Here is a 15,640-nt window from a genome sequence, read left to right as displayed (position 1 = left end):
CCCTCGCCGGACGGTGAGGGCGTCGTATTATCCCAGGTCAGCCATCAGCACTTTTGAGCGGCGCTGATAGTTGTACATCTCTTTCTTCGTTTCCGGCAGAGAATCGATATCCACCGGCGTGAACCCGCGCTCCTGGAACCAGTGAATGCTGCGCGTCGTCAGGACGAACAGCTTGCTCAGCCCCATCTGGCGCGCCTGTGCCGCCACGCGCTCAAGCAGCATTTCACCGCGAGAAGAGCTGCGGTAATCAGGATGCACCGCCACGCAGGCCATTTCACCGATCTTCTCTTCCGGGAACGGATAGAGCGCGGCGCAGGCAATAGTCAGGTTATCGCGCTGAATAATGGTGAATTTGTCGATCTCCATCTCCAGCTGTTCGCGTGAGCGACGCACCAGAATACCCTGCTGTTCCAGCGGGCGGATCAGTTCCAGAATGCCGCCGATATCGTTGATGGTGGCGCGGCGGATCTGCTCCGCACTCTCCATCACAATCTGCGTACCAATACCGTCGCGGGAGAACAGCTCCTGCAGCAATGCCCCGTCTTCCTGATAGCTGATCAGGTGGCTGCGGCGCACACCGCTGCGGCAGGCCTTCACGGCGCCACGCAGGAAGCGGACGGTGCCGGAGTGGTAATCGCCTTCGGCTTCCAGCGCCTCCACGCGGGCCTGGGCTTCGTTCGGGAAGAGTTCCGGCACGATTGTTCCTTCATCGTTCACCACGCCCTGGGAGGAGCAGAACCCAATCATTTTTTCCGCCTTCAGCTTGATCGCCAGCTGCGTGGCAATCTCTTCAGACGTCAGGTTAAAGCTTTCGCCGGTCACGGAAACGGCGACCGGGCCCATCAGCACGATGGCACCGCTGTCCAGCTGGCGATGAATGGCTTCTTCATCAATACGACGAATACGGCCGCTGTGACAGTAATCCACGCCATCGTCCACGCCAAGCGGCTGGGCAATGATAAAGTTGCCGCTCACGACGTTGATATGCGCCCCCTGCAGCGGCGTGTTGTTCAGGCTCATGGACAGGCGAGCGGTAATATCCAGCTGCAGCAGACCCGCCGCCTGTTTCACCAGCTCCAGGGTTTTGGCATCGGTGACGCGGGTATGTTTGTGGTAAATCGGCTCGTGGTGGTGAGCGGCCAGGTTGGCGTCGATCTGCGGACGCGCGCCATACACCACCACCAGGCGGATCCCCAGGCTGTGCAGCAGGCCAATGTCATTGACGATGCTGGAAAAATTTTCATGCTCAATGGCTTCGCCGCCAAGCATGATGACAAACGTTTTTCCCCGATGGGCGTTGATATAGGGAACAGAATGGCGGAATCCCTGGACCAGTTCGGTTCTACGTTCCTTCACCATGGCACAACCCTTAATGAATGTTTATTCGTAATTTCTGTATTTTTATTCGATTGTGGTCGCGTGTGCAAGCGCAAATTTTCCGCGACCCACAGAAATTGGTAAGTAATCCGTGCGTTAGCGTATGATTGTTTACCCTTTTATAGATGACAGTTTATGCGTCATTCGTTAAAGTTTTCGGTCAATCTGGACATTTTGTGTATCAGTCAGTGTTCTTGCTCGGGAGAAGCATGTCGGGATCCAATTCAGCAATAAGCCGCCGCCGTTTGTTAAAAGGGGCCGGGGCAATGTGGTTGCTTAGCGTCAGTCAGGTCGGTCTTGCCGCCACCAGCCAGGTCGTGGCGGTGCGCGTCTGGCCATCGTCGACCTATACGCGCGTGACGGTCGAATCCAATCGCGTGCTGAAATATAAGCAATTTGCCCTCAGCAACCCGGAGCGTGTGGTGGTGGATCTCGAAGGCGTTAACCTCAACTCCGTGCTGAAAGGAATGGCGGCGCAGATCCGCGGTGACGATCCGTTTATTAAATCGGCGCGCGTCGGGCAGTTTGATCCGCAAACCGTGCGCATGGTGTTTGAACTGAAGCAGAACGTTAAGCCGCAGCTATTTGCCCTGGCGCCTGTTGCGACCTTCAAAGAGCGCCTGGTGATGGATCTCTACCCGGCCAATGCGACGGATATTCAGGATCCGCTTCTTGCCCTGCTGGAGGATTACAACAAGGGCGATTTGGAGCGTCAGGTGCCCCCTGCGCAAAGCGGTCCGCAGCCGGGGAAAGCAGGGCGCGATCGTCCGATTGTGATCATGCTCGATCCAGGCCACGGTGGCGAAGACTCTGGCGCGGTGGGGAAATACCGTACGCGTGAAAAAGACGTGGTGCTGCAAATTGCGCGCCGCCTGAAAGCGTTGATTGATAAAGAAGGCAATATGCGCGCCTATATGACGCGTAATGAGGACGTCTTCATTCCGCTGAAGGTCCGGGTGGCGAAAGCGCAGAAGCAGCGTGCCGATTTGTTCGTGTCGATCCATGCGGATGCGTTTACCAGCCGTCAGCCAAGCGGCTCGTCGGTGTTTGCGCTCTCGACCAAAGGCGCGACCAGTACCGCCGCGAGATACCTTGCGGACACCCAGAACGCCTCTGACCTGATTGGTGGCGTGGGTAAAAGCGGCGATCGCTACGTCGACCACACCATGTTTGATATGGTGCAGTCGCTGACCATTAACGACAGCCTGAAGTTTGGTAAAGCGGTGCTGGGCAAGCTGGGCAACATCAATAAGCTGCATAAAAACAGCGTTGAACAGGCCGGGTTTGCGGTACTCAAGGCGCCGGATATCCCGTCCATTCTGGTAGAAACCGCGTTTATCAGTAACGTGGAAGAGGAGCGTAAGCTCAAGACGGCAAAATTCCAGCAGGAGGTTGCGGAGTCGATTCTTGCAGGGATTCGTGCGTATTTCTCTGACGGGGCGACGCTGGCGCGGCGCGGGTAGATCTTTTGGCCGGGTTCACACCCGGCAAATTCACAAACGACAGATACAAAAAAACACCCTTAAGGGTGTTTATTGTTTTAGAAGTGTTGGTTGCGGGGGCCGGATTTGAACCGACGACCTTCGGGTTATGAGCCCGACGAGCTACCAGGCTGCTCCACCCCGCGTCCGTGGATGCGCACTATACTCGGATAGGTTTGTGATGCAACCCCTTTTTCACATTTATCATGATTTTGTATGCAAATTGAACGACATGGCGTTGTTTGGACTACTTTTTGCGCAAAATTTGCCAAAGGGCATGCGATCGCATTTCATTAGCCCTGGCGGTTTGTTATCTTCATCACGCGGAAATGGGCAACTTAAAGACGAGATATAATGAAAGGACGTTGGGCGAAGTATCTGATGGCGGGCGCAATGGTAGCGATTCTTGCGGCCTGTTCTTCCAAACCGACCGATCGCGGTCAACAGTATAAAGACGGGAAGTTATCCCAGCCTTTCTCTTTAGTTAATCAGCCTGATGCGGTCGGCGCACCGATTAATGCCGGTGATTTCTCCGAGCAGGTCTACCAGATCCGCAACGCGTCGCCGCGTCTGTATGGCACCCAGAGTAGCGTGTATAACGCGGTCCAGGACTGGCTGAAAGCAGGCGGCGATACGCGCAACATGCGCCAGTTTGGTATCGACGCCTGGCAGATGGAAGGGGCCGATAACTACGGCAACGTTCAGTTTACCGGCTATTACACCCCGGTTATCCAGGCACGACACTCGCGTCAGGGCGAGTTCCAGTATCCTATCTACCGTATGCCGCCAAAACGCGGTCGTCTGCCGTCTCGCGCTGAGATCTACGCCGGTGCGCTGAGCGAAAACTACGTTCTGGCCTACAGCAACTCCCTGATGGATAACTTCATCATGGACGTTCAGGGCAGCGGCTACATTGATTTTGGCGACGGTTCACCGCTTAACTTCTTTAGCTATTCCGGTAAAAACGGCCACGCCTATCGCAGTATTGGCAAGGTGCTGATCGACCGTGGCGAAGTGAAGAAAGAAGACATGTCGATGCAGGCGATCCGCGAGTGGGGCGAGAAACACAGCGAAGCCGAGGTGCGTGAGCTGCTGGAGCAGAACCCGTCGTTCGTCTTCTTCAAACCGCAAAACTTCGCCCCGGTGAAAGGGGCGAGTGCCGTTCCGCTGATTGGCCGCGCGTCGGTAGCATCGGATCGCTCGATTATTCCTGCAGGTACCACGCTGCTGGCTGAAGTTCCTCTGCTGGACAACAACGGCAAGTTCAACGGCCAGTATGAGCTGCGTCTGATGGTGGCGCTGGACGTCGGCGGGGCGATCAAAGGCCAGCACTTCGATATCTATCAGGGCATTGGCCCTGACGCTGGCCACCGCGCGGGCTGGTATAACCACTACGGACGCGTGTGGGTACTGAAGGCGGCGCCGGGCGCTGGAAACGTATTCAGCGGCTGATTGTGGTATTCTGAGCGCAATACGGATTACTGTTCAGGGTGAGGAAAACCTCACCCTTTTTACATCTGAGGTTTTATGTCTGTGGTAATCAGCGACGCCTGGCGCCAGCGTTTTGGCGGGACGGCACGTTTATATGGTGAAAAAGCCCTGCAGCTGTTTGCGGATGCGCATGTCTGCGTCGTGGGCATTGGTGGTGTGGGATCGTGGGCGGCAGAAGCGCTGGCGAGAACCGGTATTGGCGCAATCACGCTGATTGATATGGATGACGTGTGCGTCACCAACACCAACCGTCAAATCCACGCTCTGCGTGATAACGTCGGCCTGGCGAAGTCTGAGGTCATGGCGGAGCGCATCCGTTTGATCAACCCGGAGTGCCGCGTGACGGTGATCGACGACTTTGTGACGGCAGATAACGTCGCGGAGTATATGAGTAAAGGCTACAGCTATGTGATTGACGCCATCGACAGCGTGCGGCCAAAAGCCGCGCTGATCGCATACTGCCGCCGCTACAAGGTGCCGCTGGTCACGACGGGCGGCGCGGGCGGGCAAATCGATCCGACGCAGATCCAGGTGGCCGATCTGGCGAAAACGATCCAAGATCCGCTGGCTGCCAAGCTGCGTGAGCGCCTGAAGAGCGACTTTAACGTGGTGAAGAACAGCAAAGGCAAGCTGGGCGTCGACTGCGTGTTCTCGACCGAAGCGCTGGTCTACCCGCAGGCGGACGGTTCCGTGTGTGCGATGAAAAGCACGGCGGAAGGGCCAAAGAGAATGGATTGTGCCTCAGGCTTTGGCGCGGCCACCATGGTGACCGCCTCCTTCGGCTTTGTGGCGGTGTCTCACGCCCTTAAGAAAATGATGGCGAAGGCGGAACGTCAGGCCTGAGCCTGACGTGCGGCATCCAGTACCGCGTCGCTGAGCGCGATCAACCCCTGACCGCGCGAGGCGCTGAGCTGCGCGCGCAGCCCAAGCTCATCAAATAACGCCAGCGGCGAATGTGCCAGCAGTTCCGCCGCGCTTTTCCCTTCCACAGCGGTCAACAATACGGCCAACAGGCCCCGGACAATGCGGCCTTCGCTGTCGCCGAAGAAGTGCAGCTTCTCGCCGGAGACGGTCACGCCCAGCCAGACGCGGTTTTCACAGCCTGCGATCTCTTTCGCCTGCGCTTTGAGATCGTCTGAAAGCGCAGGAAGCTGTTTACCCAGCAGGATCAGCTGACGATATTTATCTTCCCACTGTTGGAGCGGGGCGAAGGTCTGTTTTAAGGTCTCTTCTGTGATGACCGTGCCAAACGGATGTCCGGCTAAAGCAGCGCTAGTCATTAATCCACCAGTATTTCAAGGGCGCGGTCAACGGCGGCAACCAGCGCGTCGACATCGCTTTGGGTATTATACGGCGCAAACGAGGCGCGCAGCGTACCGTTAACGCCGAGCGCCGCCAGCAGCGGCTGGGCGCAGTGCTGTCCGGCACGCAGGGCAATGCCATATCCGGCCAGCAGCGTCACCATGTCGCTATGATGAACGCCCGCAAAATCAAAGGCGAGCAGGCTGGAGTCCTGAACGCGGAACGAGCGGAAACCCGGGCGCTTTTTGAGTTCTTCCTCTGCCAGCGTCGCCAGTCCCCGGCTCCAGCTTTCAGCCTGGACAATGTCGGTTTCTGCCAGCCACTCTAGCGCCGCGCTTAAGCCAATCACCCCCGCCACGTTCGGCGTACCGGCTTCCAGACGATAGGGAACATCCTGAGTTTTGAAGCCATCGAACGACACTTCGGTAATCATTTTGCCGCCACCGAGCCACGGCGTCATTTTTGCCAGCAGATCTGGCTTGCCATATAACGCCCCTATACCGGTTGGCCCGTAGAGCTTATGTCCTGAGAAGGCATAGAAGTCGATATCAAGCGCCTGCACATCAGCGGGGAAGTGCACCACGCCCTGCGCGCCGTCGACCATTACCACCATCCCGCTGGCATGGGCTATGCGAATGGCCTGAGCCAGGTCCGGGCAGCCTCCCGTGACGTTCGACATCTGTCCGAGCGCCAGAATACGGCTGCGGGAGGTAATCAGCTCGGGGAGACGGGTCACATCGGGCAGAAGGTCTGCACCCAGTGGAAGCTTCACCACGCGTGCACCCGTTTGCTCGGCCACCATCAGCCACGGCACCAGGTTGGCGTGATGTTCCGCCTCGCTAACGACGATCTCATCGCCCGGCTGAAGCAGCGGGCGCGCGTAGCACTGGGCCACCATGTTGATGGCCTCGGTCGTACCGCGCGTCCAGACGATGTTTTTCCCGCTTTCGGCATTGATCAGGTGTGCGACCTGATCGCGTGCCGCTTCATAGCGCGCGGTTAAACGCTGCGCTTCGGCAAACTGGCTGCGATGCACGTTCCCGGCGCTCAGGCTGTAGAACTGCTGCGTGGCCTCAATCACCGCCTGTGGCTTAAGGGCGGTGGCGGCGCTGTCCAGATAAATACCGGCATCGGCCAGGGCCGGAAACTGTGCGCGGAACTGCGCAGGGCTGAAAGCGTTCATGGGATTCCTCATTTCAATATAGCGATCGTCGCGCAATTTCAGCGGCAGGGCAAGGAGGTTGATATCTATCAGAATTGTCTGCTTATCCTGATGACCCTAAAAAAGCAGGTTATGCTAAATAGTGTTAGGCGGATGTTTTAGCCTGTTATAAATCGAGGTTTGAATAGCATTAATTGCTAAAGGAGAATAATCATGAATAAGACAGCTGCAATCATTTCTGCCTGTGCGTTTACTTTTGCCCTGAGCGCGTGTTCCGGTAACAACTACGTGATGCACACCAACGATGGTCGTTCTATCGTATCGGAAGGGAAACCGACTACTGATAACGATACCGGGATGATTTCATACAAAGATGCTAACGGGAACAAGCAGCAGATCAACCGCACGGACGTGAAAGAGATGAAAGAGATCGAGCATTAACAGATCGCAGGCGAAAAAAAAGCACCGCAAATTGGCGGTGCTACATTAATCACTATGGACAGACAGGGTAAATGTACAGGAAGTGAAAAATTGGTAGCGTTGCTACCGTGGTCTGAATCGCAGACCAATTGCAAACACAACAACACAACATCACAACCGTAAGCCAAAAGCCCTTCAGAACACGCATTCCGAAAAAAGCTCTTCGTTCCGGCTCAGGAAGTGCCGCCACTATAGGTATTTGCTGGTAGTTCCTCAACGGACAAATTATAATGGCTCAGATAAAAAAAACTAATAGGTTAAACGTTGTTTCCTGTTTGTTAAAATCCGTTAACATCTAAGCCAGATAACCATGTCAAAGCGATTGCCACCCCTCAATGCATTACGTGTTTTTGATGCAGCAGCACGTCACCTGAGCTTCACCCGCGCAGCCGATGAGCTTTTTGTGACACAGGCCGCAGTAAGTCATCAAATCAAGTCTCTGGAGGATTTTCTGGGCCTTAAGCTGTTTCGTCGACGCAACCGTTCGTTGCTGTTGACCGAAGAGGGGCAGAGCTATTTTCAGGATATTAAAGAGATTTTTTCACAGCTTACGGAAGCCACGCGTAAGCTGCAGGCTCGCAGTGCAAAAGGTGCCCTGACCGTTAGTTTATTGCCCAGTTTTGCCATTCAATGGCTGGTGCCAAGACTTTCAAGCTTTAACTCAGCTTATCCGGGGATCGACGTTCGAATCCAGGCCGTAGATCGTCAGGAAGATAAGCTGGCGGATGACGTGGACGTTGCCATTTTTTATGGTCGCGGTAACTGGCCGGGCTTGCGTGTTGAGAAATTATACGCAGAATATCTCCTGCCGGTCTGCTCTCCCCTGCTGTTAACAGGTGAAAAGGCGCTGAAGTCACCCGCTGACCTGGCTCAGCATACGCTTTTGCATGATGCCTCTCGACGCGACTGGCAAACTTATACCCGTCAATTAGGTCTTACTCATATAAACGTGCAGCAGGGACCCATCTTTAGCCACAGTGCGATGGTGTTACAGGCTGCCATTCACGGGCAGGGCGTGGCCTTGGCGAACAACGTCATGGCGCAGTCCGAAATTGAGGCAGGCCGCCTGGTTTGCCCTTTTAATGATGTACTGGTCAGCAAGAATGCGTTTTATCTGGTTTGTCATGACAGTCAGGCAGAACTGGGTAAAATAGCCGCCTTCCGGCAGTGGATACTGGCGAAAGCGGCAACCGAGCAAGAAAAATTCCGCTTCAGGTATGAACAATAACGTTTGTGTGCCGGGCACGCATCAATTCAGGACTTAAACATGACCAGCCGATTCATGCTGATTTTTGCCGCGGTGAGTGGCTTTATTTTTGTAGCACTGGGCGCCTTTGGCGCACATGTCTTAAGCAAATCTTTAGGCGCAGTAGAGATGGGCTGGATCCAGACCGGCCTTGAATATCAGGCGTTCCATACGCTGGCTATTTTTGGGCTGGCAGTGGCGATGCAGCGCCGTATCAGTATCTGGTTTTACTGGAGCAGCGTGTTCATGGCGCTGGGTACCGTGTTGTTCAGCGGTAGCCTGTACTGCCTTGCGCTCTCACATCTGCGCCTGTGGGCGTTCGTTACACCTGTCGGCGGCTTCAGCTTCCTGGCGGGTTGGGTATTAATGTTTATCGGAGCTATCCGTCTGAAACGCAAGGGCGTTGTTCATGAATAAGGTTGTTTTATATTGTCGCCCGGGGTTTGAGAAAGAGTGCGCCGCGGAAATTACCGATAAAGCGGCGAAGCGCGAAGTCTTCGGCTTTGCCCGCGTAAAAGAGAACGCGGGCTATGTGGTATTTGAATGCTATCAGCCTGAAGACGCAGACAAGCTGGCACGCGAGCTGCCGTTCAGCTCGCTGATCTTTGCTCGCCAGATGTTTGTTGCGGGTGAGCTGCTGAAGGATCTTCCGCCGGAAGACCGCATCACGCCAATTGTCGGCATGCTGCAGGGCGTGGTGGAGAAGGGCGGCGATCTGCGCGTTGAAGTGGCGGATACCAACGAAAGTAAAGAGCTGATGAAGTTCTGCCGTAAGTTCACCGTGCCGCTGCGTGCGGCGCTGCGTGATGCGGGCGTGCTGACGAACTACGAAACGCCGAAGCGTCCGGTGGTGCATATCTTCTTTATCGCACCGGGCTGCTGCTATACAGGCTATTCATACACTACCAACAACTCTCCCTTCTTTATGGGCATCCCGCGTTTGCGCTTCCCGTCTGATGCGCCAAGTCGTTCCACGCTCAAGCTGGAAGAGGCGTTCCACGTCTTTATTCCGGCGGATGAGTGGGATGAGCGTCTGGCAAACGGCATGTACGCCGTTGACCTTGGCGCGTGCCCGGGCGGCTGGACCTATCAGCTGGTGAAACGCAATATGTGGGTATCGTCCGTTGATAACGGTCCAATGGCGCAAAGCCTGATGGACACCGGGCAGGTCACGTGGCTGCGTGAAGATGGTTTCCGCTATCGCCCGAACCGTAACAACATCTCGTGGATGGTGTGCGATATGGTTGAGAAGCCGGCAAAAGTCGCCGCGCTGATGGCCTCCTGGCTGGTGAACGGCTGGTGTCGTGAGACCATTTTCAACCTCAAGCTGCCGATGAAAAAGCGCTATGAGGAAGTGTCGCAGAACCTGGCGTACATTCAGGAGCAGATGGACGAACACGGTATTAACGTGGAGATCCAGGCGCGTCAGCTGTATCACGACCGCGAAGAGGTGACGGTGCATATTCGTCGCTGGTGGGCCGCGGTCGGCGGACGTCGCGACGAGCGATAGTGCGTGCTTTGTTTTGCCCGGTGGCGCTGCGCTTACCGGGCCTACAAACCCGTGTCGTCGTTTTAACGTTCTAACCGCAACTGCTGTAAATTCCCGTCCAGCTGTAAATCCGTCTGGAGCGTTGCGATTTCCCGGCAGATAAACGCCATCTCTTTATGCGCCTCCAGCTTTTTGCGCCACTTTTCTGGCACCTCATCCAGACGGGCGTAAATTCCTTCCAGACTCTGAAAATCGGTCAGCAGCTGTGCGGCGCTCTTCGGCCCAATCCCGGCCACACCCGGAACTTTAGAACTGCTGATGCCTGCCAGCCCCCAGTAGTCCGGCAGTTGCTCAGGCGATACGCCAAACTCGCTGGCAATAAACGGCGCGTCCAGCCAGCGTTTTTGAAAATAGTCGCGAATGCGGATAGTGGGGGAGAGCAGCTGGCAGTAGCCTTTGTCCGTTGAAACGATCGTGGCCTGATGCCCGGCACTCGCCACCTTTACGGCCAGGGTGGCCGCGAGATCGTCGGCTTCATTTCCCTGTGCCCCCCAGCAGGGGACGCCCCGCTGTTCAAATGCGGCGCGCAGCATGGGCAATTCGGCGTGAAGATCGTCCGGCATCGGTGCGCGTCCGGCTTTGTAGTCGGGCAGACGCTGGTGCCGCCAGCCCGTATTGCGGGCTTCGTCATCAAATACCGCGACCGCATGGGTGGGTTCACTGTGGCGGATAAGCTGTTCCAGCGCGTGCAGACAGGTGTCTTTACAAGGCGTCCCCTGCACCGCATGGATACGGCGAATCAGGTTAAGTGCATCGACGATAAGTAAATGAACGGCCACAGATAATCTCCCTTCTATCTAATGCAGGAAGGGTAACACTGTCAGCAGCATGAAACTATGAATGGTGGGGAAAACAGGAAGAAGCCTCGCAAAACGAGGCTTCCTGAGAGGCTTAATCGCAGGTCACGATCTTCATCGCCAGGCCGCCGCGAGAGGTTTCGCGGTATTTGGCGTTCATATCTTTACCCGTTTCGTACATGGTTTCGATAACCTTATCGAGACAGACGCGCGGCTCGCTGGTGCGGCGCAGCGCCATACGTGCCGCGTTCACCGCCTTCACGGAGGCAATCGCGTTACGTTCGATGCACGGCACCTGTACCTGCCCGGCAACCGGGTCACAGGTCAGTCCCAGGTTATGTTCCATGCCGATTTCTGCAGCAATGCACACCTGGGTCGGGCTTGCACCCAACAGTTCGGCCAGACCCGCCGCCGCCATGGAGCACGCCACGCCGACTTCACCCTGACAGCCCACTTCCGCACCGGAAATGGACGCGTTCATCTTATACAGCGAACCAATCGCACTGGCGACCAGCAGGTAGCGTGCCAGTGAGTTGGCGTTTACTTCACGGATAAACTTGTCGTAGTACGCCAGCACCGCCGGAACGATACCGCAGGCACCGTTAGTCGGCGCGGTGACCACACGGCCCCCTGCGGCGTTCTCTTCGTTCACCGCCAGGGCGAACATGTTGATCCAGTCAACGACGGCCATTGGGTCCGTTGTCGTTTTGTCAGTGCTCACCAGCATACGGCGCAGCGCTGCAGCACGACGCGGCACGCGAAGCTTGCCAGGCAGAACGCCTTCGGTGGTGATCCCGCGCTCAATACCGCCGCGCATCACGTCCCAGACGTTGGTGAAGTGCTGTTCGAGTTCTTCTTTGCTGTGAAGTGCCAGCTCGTTTTTCATCATCAGGCCGGAGAGGGAAAGGCCCGTCTCCTGGCAGTGACGCTGAAGATCCGCCGCCGTTTTGTACGGATACGGCACCTCGACAGAAGCGTTATCGGTTTGACCAAAGTGGTCTTCGTCGACGATAAAACCTCCGCCGATAGAGTAATACGTCTGGCTGTATACCGCTTTGTCGCCGGCCAGTGCGGTAATGCGCATGCCGTTTTCGTGCAGCGACAGGTTGTCCGCATGGAAATTCATGCAGTGGTCAACCGGGAATTCAACCTCATGCTCACCGTTCGCCAGCAGCAGGCGACCGTGGGTATTCACATCCTGGATGAAGCCAGGGATCGCATCAATATCAACGGTATCCGGCAGGTTTCCCGCCAGGCCCATGATAATGGCGATATCGGTATGGTGGCCTTTCCCGGTCAGGGAAAGCGAGCCGTATACATCGACAACCACGCGTGTAACGTCATGCAAGATGCCGCGTGCAATCAAGTCATCCGTGAACTGCTTACCGGCTTTCATTGGTCCGACGGTGTGAGAGCTGGAAGGACCAATACCGATTTTGAAAATATCGAATACGCTAATCATGATGCGTCCATTGCTTTCAGTCAGAGAGGGAGGAGTGCGCCGTCCGAAGACGGCGCGGGTGATAATCAGAACATGGTGTACAGGGAGTAGAAGATCGCAGAGATTGCGATAAGACCCATGATAACCACAAAGACGTTGCTCACATGACCGCTGTACTTGCGCATAGCAGGGACTTTCTGAATCGCGTACATCGGCATCAGGAACAGAATCATCGCGATGACCGGGCCGCCCAGGGTTTCAATCATGCCCAGGATGCTTGGGTTCAGCGTTGCTACCGCCCAGGTGGTGAGCAGCATGAACAGTGCAGTGATTTTGTTCAGCTTGTTGATTTCAATGCTCTTGCCTTTACCGCGCAGAGATTTAATCACCATACCGTTGAAGCCTTCACGTGCGCCGAGGTAGTGGCCCAGGAAGGATTTGGTGATGGCGATAATCGCGATGATAGGTGCCATCCACGCAATGACAGGTGCGTTAAAGTGGTTTGCCAGGTAAGACAGAATAGAGATGTTCTGCTCTTTCGCTGCCGCCAGGTCCGCCGGGGAGAGGCTCAGTACGCAGCTGAAGACGAAGAACATAACGGTCAGTACCATCATGATGTGAGCGCGTGCCAGGATGCTGGAGCACTTCTTCTCTGCACCATTACCGTACTCTTCACGTTTCGCAACAGCGAAAGAGGAGATGATTGGGGAGTGGTTGAAAGAGAACACCATTACCGGAATCGCCAGCCAGAGTGTCATCAGCAGGCCGTTACCGGTTGCCGATGCGCTGCTCAGGGACAGGGTTTCCAGCGCTGCACCGTTCCACTGTGGGATCAGGTAGCAAGCCAGCACCATCAGAGCAATAACGAACGGGAAGACCAGTACGCTCATTGCTTTCACAATCATCTGCTCACCGAAGCGCACGATGGTCATCATGCCCACAATCAGGATCAGAGACAGAATCGCACGCGGCGGCGGCGTCATGTGCAGCTGGTGCATCATGAAGCTTTCAACGGTGTTAGTGATCGCCACGCTGTAGACCAGCAGAATAGGGTAAATCGCGAAGAAGTAGAGCAGGGTAATCAATTTACCTGCGCCAACGCCGAAATGCTCTTCAACCACTTCAGTGATGTCTTCGCCCGGGTTTTTACCGGACAGCACGAAGCGGGTCAGACCGCGGTGTGCAAAGAAGGTCATCGGGAAAGCAATGATAGCCATAATGATCAGCGGGATCAGACCGCCGACGCCTGCGTTGATAGGAAGGAACAGTACACCAGCGCCGATTGCTGTGCCGTAAAGGCCAAGCATCCACATGGTATCCGTTTTGCGCCAACCACTTCGGGATTCAATCGAAGCAACGGTGCTGGTTTGAGTGGTTTCCATCTGTATCTCCTGGAGGAAGCGAATTGTCAGGTTTTTAGTCAAATCCGATGAAAAAGTGCCTGACGGTAATATGAAATTCGTTCAGTGACGGTTTTTTAATAATTTTTGCCCGTAACTATTGGCGGGCGGAAAGATACATTCTAGTTATGAATCTATCAGTGATCGTGATCCCAAATGCAATAATCCACTTATGATGTGGGCATCTTTAGACCATTTATCTGTTAAAAAAACATCAAAGAGAATTTACGGGCGCGAAGGCTACCACCAACGACATGTGCGCTGAAAGACCGCCCCGTGATATAGGTGTCTTTCGCTGTAAAGAAATGGGTTTTTAGTATTTTCTGGCAGGTAATTTGGATTAAGGCTGATAATTTACGGTTGCAAAATGCAGGTAATCGTTTGCGTATGTGACAACTTTGTAAAAGATATAAGTGATGCCTATGAATTACATCAGGAATAAAAAAAGCCGGGACGCGCAACAGGGCGACCCGGCTTTGATGAGATATCGCTAAGCGTCAGGTGCAGATTTCGTAGCAAGGAATATAGGCAGAGCCCGGCAGCTTCATGCGGTGCTGGGCGACAAAGCCCTGCAGCATGTCATCCATGCGGCGCATCATCTCCGGATCGCCGTGGATCTTGTACGGACCGTACTGTTCAATGGCGCGGATGCCCACCTCTTTGACGTTGCCCGCCACAATACCGGAGAAGGCGCGACGCAGATCGGCGGCCAGAACTTCCACCGGCTGATCCGGGTAGAGTTTCAGGTTCGCCATGTTCTCGTGTGAAGGCTCGAACGGGATCTGCAGGTCCGGCGCAATTCGGATTGACCAGTTAAAGCTGTACGCATCACCGGTATCGCGACGGTTTTCTTTCACCAATGGCATTGCTTTCTTCATCTGGCGGGCCACTTCTGCGGCATCGTCGATGATGATGCGATAGTGACGACGCGCGGCTTCACCCAGCGTGTGCACGATAAACTCGTCCAGCACGCGGAAGTAGTCGGCGCTCTCTTTTGGCCCGGTCAGGATCAGCGGCAGAACCTGATCTTTGTTGGCCGGGTTCATCAGAATACCCAGCAGGTAGAGCAGCTCCTCCGCTGTCCCGACGCCGCCCGGGAAGATGATAATGCCGTGGGCGATACGGACAAACGCCTCAAGACGTTTCTCGATATCCGGCATGATAATCAGCTCATTAACCAGCGGGTTAGGTGGCTCAGCGGCGATAATTGACGGCTCGGTCATGCCGATGAAACGTCCCTCTTTATAACGCTGCTGCGCGTGCCCAACCGCCGCACCTTTCATTGGCGCTTCCATCGCACCCGGACCGCAGCCGGTACAGATGTTCAGCTCGCGCAGGCCAAGCTGGGTGCCCACCCGACGGGCATAAAGGTATTCGGTTTCGTTAATGGAGTGACCGCCCCAGCACACGACCATGTTCGGCGCTTCGCCAACGTGCAGGGCACGGGCGTTACGCAAAATGGAGAACACCAGGTTGGTAATATGGACCGAGCTTTCCAGGTCGAGATGCTGGAAACGGCCTGCGTTGTGGATCTGCCCGTTAACAAACAGGATGTCACGCAGCACGGCAAACAGGTTAGCCTGAAGTGAACGAATGATGCGCCCGTCGACAAAGGCCTCTTCCGGCGGGTTGATGACTTCAAGCTTCACGCCACGCTCGCGGCGCAGCACGTTGATATCAAAGCTTTCGAAGCGGGACAGCAGTTCTTTACTGTTATCTGTCAGGCTTCCGGAGTTCAGTACGGCAAGTGAACAGTTACGAAACAGTTGATAAAGATCGCTGCTGGCCGTGCGCTTAAGCATGTCCACTTCCAGCTGCGACAACATATCCATTGAGCCAAGCGGGCTAATATGTGTAATCAAGTGAGCTCCTTACGGGACGATTATCGTCTTTCCCTGTTGATTACAATAGCCC

Annotated in this window: 14 protein-coding genes and 1 tRNA gene; 7 read left to right on the top strand and 8 right to left on the bottom strand. The window is 55.3% G+C overall.

Annotated features, from left to right (window positions below; all coding sequences use genetic code 11):
* Positions 1-27: 27 nt before the first annotated feature.
* Positions 28-1,359 (bottom strand): amino-acid N-acetyltransferase, encoded by a 1,332-nt coding sequence (argA, locus tag GXP72_RS18455; RefSeq protein WP_008499655.1) that lies wholly within the window; start codon positions 1,357-1,359, stop codon positions 28-30.
* Between the two features lie 227 nt (positions 1,360-1,586).
* Between argA and amiC the strand changes: the two genes are divergently transcribed.
* Positions 1,587-2,840 carry an N-acetylmuramoyl-L-alanine amidase AmiC gene (gene amiC, locus GXP72_RS18450; protein WP_032648118.1) on the top strand — a complete coding sequence of 418 codons (1,254 nt, stop codon included), beginning with the start codon at positions 1,587-1,589 and terminating at the stop codon, positions 2,838-2,840.
* A gap of 87 nt (positions 2,841-2,927) precedes the next feature.
* On the opposite strand, the gene GXP72_RS18445 is transcribed toward amiC, so the two are convergent.
* Positions 2,928-3,004: transfer RNA gene (locus tag GXP72_RS18445), tRNA-Met, on the bottom strand.
* Positions 3,005-3,212: 208 nt separating this feature from the next.
* On the opposite strand from GXP72_RS18445, the gene mltA reads away from it, so the two are divergent.
* Both mltA and tcdA read left to right on the top strand, forming a co-directional pair.
* The gene (gene mltA / locus GXP72_RS18440; RefSeq protein WP_023309035.1) at positions 3,213-4,310 is read left to right on the top strand and encodes a murein transglycosylase A; all 1,098 of its coding nucleotides are present in this window, start codon (positions 3,213-3,215) and stop codon (positions 4,308-4,310) included.
* Between the two features lie 75 nt (positions 4,311-4,385).
* On the top strand, positions 4,386-5,192 hold the full coding sequence (tcdA, locus tag GXP72_RS18435; protein WP_006811804.1) for a tRNA cyclic N6-threonylcarbamoyladenosine(37) synthase TcdA: 807 nt from the start codon (positions 4,386-4,388) through the stop codon (positions 5,190-5,192).
* Here tcdA and csdE read toward each other — a convergent pair.
* Together csdE and csdA are read right to left on the bottom strand one after the other, a co-directional pair.
* Positions 5,183-5,629 (bottom strand): cysteine desulfurase sulfur acceptor subunit CsdE, encoded by a 447-nt coding sequence (csdE, locus tag GXP72_RS18430; protein ID WP_090418500.1) that lies wholly within the window; start codon positions 5,627-5,629, stop codon positions 5,183-5,185. The two genes, tcdA and csdE, sit on opposite strands and share 10 nt — an antisense overlap.
* Positions 5,629-6,834 (bottom strand): cysteine desulfurase CsdA, encoded by a 1,206-nt coding sequence (gene csdA / locus GXP72_RS18425; RefSeq protein WP_208763239.1) that lies wholly within the window; start codon positions 6,832-6,834, stop codon positions 5,629-5,631. The genes csdE and csdA overlap by 1 nt, the downstream gene beginning before the upstream one ends.
* 192 nt (positions 6,835-7,026) lie before the next feature.
* On the opposite strand from csdA, the gene GXP72_RS18420 reads away from it, so the two are divergent.
* The 4 genes from GXP72_RS18420 to rlmM all read left to right on the top strand — a co-directional run bounded on the left by GXP72_RS18420 (position 7,027) and on the right by rlmM (position 10,049).
* A complete protein-coding gene (locus tag GXP72_RS18420) occupies positions 7,027-7,254 on the top strand; it encodes a YgdI/YgdR family lipoprotein (RefSeq protein WP_008499648.1) in 228 nt (75 codons plus the stop codon).
* 349 nt (positions 7,255-7,603) lie between these two features.
* A complete protein-coding gene (gcvA, locus tag GXP72_RS18415) occupies positions 7,604-8,521 on the top strand; it encodes a glycine cleavage system transcriptional regulator GcvA (protein WP_024909282.1) in 918 nt (305 codons plus the stop codon).
* 39 nt (positions 8,522-8,560) lie between these two features.
* Entirely contained in the window at positions 8,561-8,956 is a 396-nt protein-coding gene (locus GXP72_RS18410) for a DUF423 domain-containing protein (protein WP_023309031.1), read from the top strand.
* On the top strand, positions 8,949-10,049 hold the full coding sequence (rlmM, locus tag GXP72_RS18405) for a 23S rRNA (cytidine(2498)-2'-O)-methyltransferase RlmM (protein ID WP_023309030.1): 1,101 nt from the start codon (positions 8,949-8,951) through the stop codon (positions 10,047-10,049). The genes GXP72_RS18410 and rlmM overlap by 8 nt, the downstream gene beginning before the upstream one ends.
* 62 nt (positions 10,050-10,111) lie before the next feature.
* On the opposite strand, the gene xni is transcribed toward rlmM, so the two are convergent.
* The 4 genes from xni to ppnN all read right to left on the bottom strand — a co-directional run bounded on the left by xni (position 10,112) and on the right by ppnN (position 15,588).
* Positions 10,112-10,867 carry a flap endonuclease Xni gene (gene xni / locus GXP72_RS18400; RefSeq protein WP_021241892.1) on the bottom strand — a complete coding sequence of 252 codons (756 nt, stop codon included), beginning with the start codon at positions 10,865-10,867 and terminating at the stop codon, positions 10,112-10,114.
* Positions 10,868-10,979: 112 nt separating this feature from the next.
* Entirely contained in the window at positions 10,980-12,347 is a 1,368-nt protein-coding gene (gene sdaB / locus GXP72_RS18395) for an L-serine ammonia-lyase II (protein ID WP_032648113.1), read from the bottom strand.
* A 65-nt stretch (positions 12,348-12,412) separates the two neighbouring features.
* The gene (locus tag GXP72_RS18390; RefSeq protein ID WP_024909280.1) at positions 12,413-13,708 is read right to left on the bottom strand and encodes an HAAAP family serine/threonine permease; all 1,296 of its coding nucleotides are present in this window, start codon (positions 13,706-13,708) and stop codon (positions 12,413-12,415) included.
* A 515-nt stretch (positions 13,709-14,223) separates the two neighbouring features.
* Positions 14,224-15,588 carry a nucleotide 5'-monophosphate nucleosidase PpnN gene (gene ppnN, locus GXP72_RS18385; RefSeq protein ID WP_008499641.1) on the bottom strand — a complete coding sequence of 455 codons (1,365 nt, stop codon included), beginning with the start codon at positions 15,586-15,588 and terminating at the stop codon, positions 14,224-14,226.
* Between the last annotated feature and the right edge of the window lie 52 nt (positions 15,589-15,640).

Source organism: Enterobacter sp. SES19 (assembly GCF_011765665.1).
Classification (GTDB): domain Bacteria; phylum Pseudomonadota; class Gammaproteobacteria; order Enterobacterales; family Enterobacteriaceae; genus Enterobacter; species Enterobacter pseudoroggenkampii.
This window is presented reverse-complemented; position numbering and strand designations above follow the sequence as displayed.